Source organism: Pradoshia sp. (genome assembly GCF_051873915.1).
GTDB lineage: Bacteria > Bacillota > Bacilli > Bacillales > Pradoshiaceae > Pradoshia.
Map to the genome: position 1 here is coordinate 1 of NZ_JBJEFJ010000190.1, position 3,212 is coordinate 3,212.

Below are 3,212 nucleotides of genomic sequence, written 5' to 3' on the forward strand. Positions count from 1 at the left end.
AACAAGCTCCCCATTAATCAACCACCCATACATAATCCACCCCGCGCCGACACATCCTAAACCAAAACCATTCCCTATCCGAGCATTTCAAACCCTAGCTTTGAATCCCCGTTCAAAACGGGGTTCCGAATCCTTCGGAACCCCACAAAAAAGCTGCCGTCCCAACAGGGAGGCAGCTATCTAATCTTATTTATGGACGATTTCTTACATGTACTAATAATTTGTGAAGCGGGCGATAGTCTTCGCCGAGCAATCCGATACGTTCGACCAGGATCTCAAGGGCAATCAGAAGTACGGCAATCAGGAAGATTGCGCCCCATAGGGTTGCCATGGAGAAGATGAACGCTGCTACGCCGAATGATGCGGCCATCGCGTAGATCAAGAGGACCGTTTTGCGATGAGAGTAGCCTAGGCGTAATAAGCAGTGATGCAAATGTGATTTATCTGGTGCAGACAGGGGCTTTTTGTGAAGGACCCTGCGCACAATTGCGTAGAATGTATCTGAGATTGGTACACCGAGAATGACGATTGGGATAATCAAGGAAATCACGGTAACGTTTTTGAATCCGAGCAGGGATAATACGGCAATCATGAATCCAAGGAACATGGCGCCTGTATCTCCCATGAAGATCTTCGCTGGGAAGAAGTTAAATCTTAGGAAGCCTAATGTGCTGCCAGCCAAGACTAAGGCAATCAAGGCAACGAACATATCGCCGATCTTGAAAACGGCCATGCCGGCAATGGTCAACAAAGCAATGGTTGAAACGCCAGCTGCTAACCCGTCAAGCCCATCGATTAAATTGATTGCGTTGGTAATCCCGACAATCCAAATCACGGTTAGCGGAATAGCTAAGTAACCGAAATAGATCGGGTCGCCGAAAGGTGTGTTAATGAAGTTCACCTGGATATTACCGCCGACTACAATAATCAGTGCCGCAACAATCTGCCCCAAGAATTTGACCTTCGCGCTTAATTCGAATTTATCATCAAAGATTCCTAGAATGATGATAAGTGTCGCGCCAACAATGATGGACGTGTATGTCCGGGAGCTGGACAGCCCCGGCATAAAGATGGACACCGTGATGATGAAGCTCAAGAAAATAGCTAGTCCGCCCATGCTTGGCATTACCTTGGAATGTACTTTGCGTTTATTAGGTGAATCAGTTGCACCGATTTTATGCGCCAATTTAATAACATATGGGGTGAAGAGTATAGTCATTACGACGGCAACTAGAAAAGCTGCGATTAGATACAATATATCCACCCTCTTTTGATGTCTGGATTATACTTACCCAAGACAAGTATTTATGAAACATAACAGTGTTGTGATAACCTGCACATCTCAATCTCAACTATAAATTATATACTCTTTGACTAAAATAGACTACTAAAAAATAAAATCCTCATTTATTTTTAACAAATACTACCAAAATACGAAGCTTGCTATCTCGTTTCATGATGAATCTTGCAAATGGTATTTGGTTAATATTAACACGTTCTGTCGAAACAGAAAAGATGACTTTTCTGCAAACCAGATTAGGGTATGCGGAAAAGTCATCAATCATTCAAGATTTCGTGATTCTCTGCTTAATCACTCTAAGCAGGAAGACAGGCAGTACAATCATCCGCTTCCAGCGGCTTGGCTGCTGGATAAGGCGGTAGAGCCATTCAATGTTCAGCTTAATCCACATATCAGGTGCACGGTTCAGCTTGCCGGCGAGCACGTCAAAGCTGCCGCCGATGCCGATAAATACACCTTTTCTGAATTTCGCCCGATACTTCATGATCCACTTTTCTTGGCGCGGGAATCCCATTCCAAGCAGGATAATATCTGGCTCGAGTGCTGCAATTCCTTCAGCCATCTCTTCATCCTCGAGGTCGAAGAAGCCATTATGGAAGCCAACAAGTTCAATAGAAGGATACATCTCCTTTACTTTCTTCGCTGCCTTCTGGATGACCTCCTCTTCAGCCCCCAGCATATAGACACGTAAAGGCCGTTTTGTCTCCATTTTGAAAAATTCATGCATCATATCAAAGCCGGTCACCCGTTCCTTGAGCGGCTTGTTCATTATTTTAGAAGCAATGATAATGCCGACACCATCTGGGACGATATAGTCGGCTTGTAAAATCATGCTGCGGTAATCTTCATGGACTCGGGCATATTCCACAATCTCCGGATTGGCCGTCACGATAAAGGTTTGCTTCTCCTCATCAATACGGGACTTCAGTTCATGATGGACAAAATCCATCATGGTCGTGGAGTAAAAAGGGATGCCCTGTATATCTATTACATTCTTCTGCATATAAATCTCCTTCGAAATAGAACTCCTTTATCCATTTTACTTGATTGACTTGTAAAAGCAAAAGGGATTGTCAGCGAGGAAGGGAATAGGTGGTGGTTTTCTTCATGCCAGATGAGGGCAAGTGCGCAAGTAGGCGCTTAGCCGTATAGCGGGACTCCAGTCCGAGAAAGCGGCGGAGCTCGCCATTTGTAATAGCAGGGGAGATGAGGAGGAAGTAGTCCTCAATTGCTTGGAGATGTGCTTCCTTTGAGGCTGTGCCGCAATGTCGGCAGGACCAGGCGCCGTGGATACGGGCCATTGGGGAGGACGAGCAGCTTGGGCAGATGACGCCTGGCTGGATGTCTGCGTTTGTGATGTTGTATCGCTTTGTAACATCTATATTTGCGGGCAGCCATTTTTTGAGTATCGTTTTTTGAAGCTTTCTTCTGTTCTTTGTGCTTAAGACCTCTTGTTTATACCGGTTTTCGAAGATACGAATCTTATCAGGGAGGCGGTTGGCATGGCAGAGCTTTTGGGTGCTGAGACTGGAGTTGGCTTTAATGATTGTGGTTGGATTGGCAATGACAATTAAGGTTTCAATCGGGATGAGCGGAAGCTTTTCTTTGTTGAGCCAGTCTTGGAGCCGTTTTTGCTGCTGGCTGACTTGAGAGAATGGGTCTGGGAAGCCTTCCTCGCGTCCGTCCTGGGAGACACGGATGAGCTGATTAAACTTTTGATCGAAATGAAGGGTGCCGGATATGTTCTTGACTTCAATGATGAGGGCGAAATGATTGGTGAGGATGAGGGTGTCCATTTGGAAGGGATAGTTGCTTGAAGTGAGTCGAATGTCATGGAAGATACCGAATGACTCCTGGTCTAACTCCTGCAAATAGTAATCAAGTGATTGTTCTCCGCGAAGACCGGCCTTAT

Annotated in this window: 3 protein-coding genes; all 3 read right to left on the reverse strand. The window is 45.5% G+C overall.

Annotated features, from left to right (window positions below):
* Positions 1 to 190: 190 nt before the first annotated feature.
* Positions 191 to 1,258, reverse strand: a complete 1,068-nt coding sequence (locus ACI35L_RS16410) for an MraY family glycosyltransferase (protein WP_439803343.1) — start codon at positions 1,256 to 1,258, stop codon at positions 191 to 193.
* Between the two features lie 307 nt (positions 1,259 to 1,565).
* Entirely contained in the window at positions 1,566 to 2,303 is a 738-nt protein-coding gene (locus tag ACI35L_RS16415) for a WecB/TagA/CpsF family glycosyltransferase (RefSeq protein WP_439803340.1), read from the reverse strand.
* A 70-nt stretch (positions 2,304 to 2,373) separates the two neighbouring features.
* Positions 2,374 to 3,212 (reverse strand): nuclease-related domain-containing protein (locus tag ACI35L_RS16420; protein ID WP_439803341.1); only part of this gene is annotated, 839 nt, incomplete at its 5' end.